The organism is Methanosaeta sp. UBA458, from assembly GCF_002496085.1.
GTDB lineage: Archaea > Halobacteriota > Methanosarcinia > Methanotrichales > Methanotrichaceae > Methanothrix > Methanothrix soehngenii.
Map to the genome: position 1 here is coordinate 5,995 of NZ_DAIK01000141.1, position 4,242 is coordinate 10,236.

Here is a 4,242-nt window from a genome sequence, read left to right on the forward strand (position 1 = left end):
GCCTCGCCGAAGTGCGGGCCTATGAGCTGCAGGCCGATAGGAAGCTGGCCAGCAAATCCGCAGGGCAGGGATATCGCCGGAACTCCTGCCAGGTTGATGGGCACGGTGAATATGTCCGCTTTGTAAAGAGAGAGAGGATCGTTTATCCGCTCGCCGATCCTGAAAGCGGGAATGGGCATGGTCGGGCTGGCGAGGAGATCGACCTGTTTGAAGGCCTGCAGGAAATCCTCTTTGATAAGGGTCCTCACCTTCAGCGCCTTGAGATAGTAGCGGCCATAGTATCCTGCGGACAGAGCATAGGTCCCCAGTAATATTCGCCTTTTCACCTCAGGACCGAAGCCCTTGCTGCGAATCTCGGAGAAGGTGGTATGCCAGTCCCGGTCCTCCCCAGCCTGGCGCAGCCCATATCGCAGGCCATCAAAGCGGGCCAGATTGGAGGAGGCCTCACTCATGGCGATCACATAATAGGCGGCCAGAGCATACTGGGTATGGGGGAGGCTCACCTCCTGCCAGCTCGCTCCCAGTCCCTCCAGGACGGATATCGCATCCCAGACCGACTTCTCTACTTTTTCATTCACCCCTTCCCCGAAGTACTCCTTGGGTATGCCTATCTTCATGCCATCGATCCCCCGGTCCAGGTCGGGCAGATAGCTGCTCTTCTCCGCTGAGGTCGAGTCCCGCCAGTCATGCCCGGCGATGACCTCCAAGAGGAGTGCAGTATCCTTTACCGTACGGGTCAGAGGCCCGATCTGCTCTAAGGAGTTGGCATAAGCGATCAGTCCATAGCGCGATACCAGGCCGTAGGTGGGCTTCAGGCCGACGATGCCGCAGAACGATGCCGGACAGCGCACCGATCCGCCCGTATCCGAGCCCAGGGAACAAGGAGCCTCGCCACCAGCAACGCAAGCAGCGCTTCCCCCGCTGGAGCCGCCCGGAACGCAATCGATATCCCAGGGGTTTCTGGTCGGACCGAAGGCGCTGGTCTCAGTGGAGGTCCCCATGGCGAACTCGTCCATATTGGTCTTGCCCATGATTATGGCCCCCTCTGCCCGCAAACGCTCGATCACATGGGCATCATATGGCGGGATGTATCCCTGCAGAATCCTGGAGCTGCAGTTGCTCTCAATTCCCTTGGTCGATATGCACTCCTTGATGGCGATGGGAACTCCGGCCAGGAGCCCCTTCCCCGGATTTTGATCAAAGCTTTTTGCCTCTCTCAAAGCCGTTTCCCTGGCCAGGGTGGTAAAGGCATTGAGCTTACCCCTCTCGATCCTCTCATAAAGCTGGGAGAGATACTCCTCTGCCGATCCGGCCAGGAGGGTTGCCTTAAGCTCGGACAGCATAATCACACTATCCTTGGGCTCTTGAAGTAGCCATTTTCGCGTCGCGGCGCATTAAAAAGCGCCTCATCCTGAGTGAGAGAGCCTCTGGCTATATCCTCTCTGAAGATATTGGCAAGGTCAACCACCCGGTAGGTGGGCTCCACTCCCTCTGTGTCCACCAGATCCAGTTGATGGAAGTACTCCAGAATGGAGTTGAACTGCTCCACCAACTCATCCTTCTCCTCTTCTTCGATCTTGATGCTGGCAAGCCAGCTGATGTGCTCCACATCTTCTCTGGTGATCATGTCATCCCACACATATAACCTACTAGATTCGGCAGCTAGATTCGGCATTCTAATATAGCGACTTTTGCCCACTGAGCCATGCTGATTGCCCGCAAGCGAAAGGTTGTTGTGCCATTTTCCGCTATCTCTTTTGTCTTCAGGCCCAAGATCACCTTATTGGATATAAATGCTCTTTTATCAGCAGCACTGCGATATCCCTCCTTCTGGAGGCCTGCGGGCCAAAAGGCTTAAGCATCCTGATACAATAAGATGGGAAGCGATATCAAAAATTGGATAATGATCTATGAAAAAGAATGATGTTGTGGTTATTGGTTCAGGGATCAGCGGCTTATTGACTGCACTTGCCCTTTCCCGGGAAGGAAAGAAAGTGCTGATTTTGGAGAAAGAGGACTGTATCGGCGGGGTCTGCAGGTCTTATGAGGTGGACGGCTATCGCCTGGACACCGGCCCTCATGCCATAACCAGGTTAAAGAGCGGTCCGCTCAAGGTGCTGATGGACAGGTACTTCCGCGTCGTTCCTCAGTTTGCTCCCTTTGGAAAGTACTACGTGCGAATCGGGGACGAGGTCAAGCCTTTCCCCTGGAGCATCAACGCCTGGCTCACGTTCAGCCTGATTCCCATGACGGACAGGCTGCTATTGATGAGGGCGCTCTTCAATACCCTTTATCTCCTGAACTCGGGCAAGGACTTCTCCAATATACCCCTATCCGCGGTCCTTCCCAATGCACTATCCAGCACCACCAGGAGATTTTTGGACTGGCTGTGCTACTTCATGGTGGGCACATCAGCGGATAACGCTCCCATATCCCGGTTCATAGACAACAAGATCCACAATACCCATTCCGTTCCCTATGTGGGAAAGCTGTACGACCTGTTCATAACCGATGGAGCCAAGGACCAGGGATACCCGAAAGGCGGACTCCAATCTATAATCAACTCCGTCACCTCCTCATTTCCCGAAGGCAGGGTCAAGATCAATACAAAAGAGAAGGTCGTCAAAATCGAGGGCATTAAGCGAGCGGATCAGTTGATCCAGGCCGATCAGGTTATCACCAATCTGGATAGCTATGAATGCGATACGGTCGTATACTCGGGATTCTCTTCCAGGCTGCCGGATCTAATCGACGGCCTGCCTGCGGAATACACCGAGAACCTCTCCTCGATCAAGAAGGTCAAGTCCCTGACCATATGGCTGGGCCTGACCAAGAGGCTGTTCCTCAATTACGGCTCGGAGATGTGGGTCGATTCGGATCCATATGCCTGGGTGGTTCCCACCACCAACTACGATCCCACATTGGCGCCAAGAGGCAATCATCTCGTTGGCTTTGCATTTACCCTGGATGGCAAGTACGATATGGCGAAGATAAAGAAAAAAGCCTTCCAGTCAATCGTCGGGAAGGTCCCGGATATCGAGGATCATATCGATATGATTCACTACCAGGAACTGGTACCGGAGAAAGCATCCTGGGGATTGAACCTGGGATTCGGAGACGTGAGAACTCCGGTGAAGAACCTCTACTGTGTGGGAACTGACACCGCGAAGAGGAGCGCAGGGGTCAACCGCTCGGCATACTCGGTCCTGAAGTGCCTGGATCTCATGAGATCGGACGGAGTACTGCGTTAGGGTTATCAGATGCCTTCATAGTCATTCATTTGCTCCATTTTCCCCTGGGTATGGCCCCCTGCCTCGATACCGCTTTTCCAGACGGAACTCTTAATCCCTTTCAATCTACTCTTTTCTGGCCGGACCGACAGCCCCTCTCTCCAGCAGATCCACCTGCCGGGCATAAATATATAAGTATTTAGAGCCTTAGAATAGATGCTCGGAATTCAAACCGCCTAATTTGAAAGATATTTGAAAGGAATGATCGTAATGAAAAAATATAAAATACCTTCCACCCTGATTCTGTTGATGCTTTTGTCCGGCATCACAGGCTGCATTGGCAATGAGGCCGATCCCTCCACCGACGCAGGCGAGGCATCCATCTCCGCCCTGGAAAATAAGAGTCCTCCCACCTTGGGACTGAAGCTGATAGCCACCGGCCTGACTGCGCCTGTGCAGTATATCAGCTCAGACGACGGCCGGATGTTCGCCGTCGATCAGACGGGGATGGTTGAGGTCTTCGATGAAGATGGCCTGATGCAGGAGGGCCCCTTCATGGATCTTCGCGACCGGATGGTCGATCTATCCCCGGGCTACGATGAACGGGGGCTGCTGGGGATGGCGTTTCATCCCGATTTTGTCGAGAACGGTCGGGTATTCGTATTCTACAGCGCCCCTCTGCGATCTGGAGCTCCGGAAGGCTACAGCTGCACCAACCGTCTGTCTCTTTTCACAGTATCTGAGGACGATCCCGATGCAGTCGATATGAGCTCAGAGAGGGTCATCTTCCAGATCGACAAGCCCCAGATGAACCATAACGGCGGGGCCATCACCTTCGGCCCGGACGGCTATCTGTACCTGCCTTTGGGCGATGGCGGCGGGGCAAATGATCAGGGGCCTGGCCACTCCGAGGGAGGAAACGCCCAGGATACCTCAAGCTTCTATGGCAAGATTCTGAGAATCGATGTGGATTCGGCGGCTGACGGCTACGCCATTCCCCCGGACAACCCAT

General features: G+C 54.2%; 4 protein-coding genes. 2 read left to right on the forward strand and 2 right to left on the reverse strand.

Features of this window, described 5'->3' with window-relative positions; translation table 11 throughout:
• Nucleotides 1-1,343 (reverse strand): Asp-tRNA(Asn)/Glu-tRNA(Gln) amidotransferase subunit GatA (gatA, locus tag BP822_RS10535; protein ID WP_286878263.1); only part of this gene is annotated, 1,343 nt, incomplete at its 3' end.
• Between the two features lie 2 nt (nt 1,344-1,345).
• Entirely contained in the window at nt 1,346-1,627 is a 282-nt protein-coding gene (gatC, locus tag BP822_RS10540; protein WP_013718246.1) for an Asp-tRNA(Asn)/Glu-tRNA(Gln) amidotransferase subunit GatC, read from the reverse strand.
• Between the two features lie 283 nt (nt 1,628-1,910).
• Between gatC and BP822_RS10545 the strand changes: the two genes are divergently transcribed.
• Both BP822_RS10545 and BP822_RS10550 read left to right on the forward strand, forming a co-directional pair.
• Complete coding sequence (locus BP822_RS10545) at nt 1,911-3,251, forward strand: phytoene desaturase family protein (protein ID WP_273271315.1); 1,341 nt, start codon at nt 1,911-1,913, stop codon at nt 3,249-3,251.
• A 288-nt stretch (nt 3,252-3,539) separates the two neighbouring features.
• The coding region (locus BP822_RS10550) for a PQQ-dependent sugar dehydrogenase (RefSeq protein WP_286878264.1) at nt 3,540-4,242 on the forward strand (703 nt) is incomplete at its 3' end.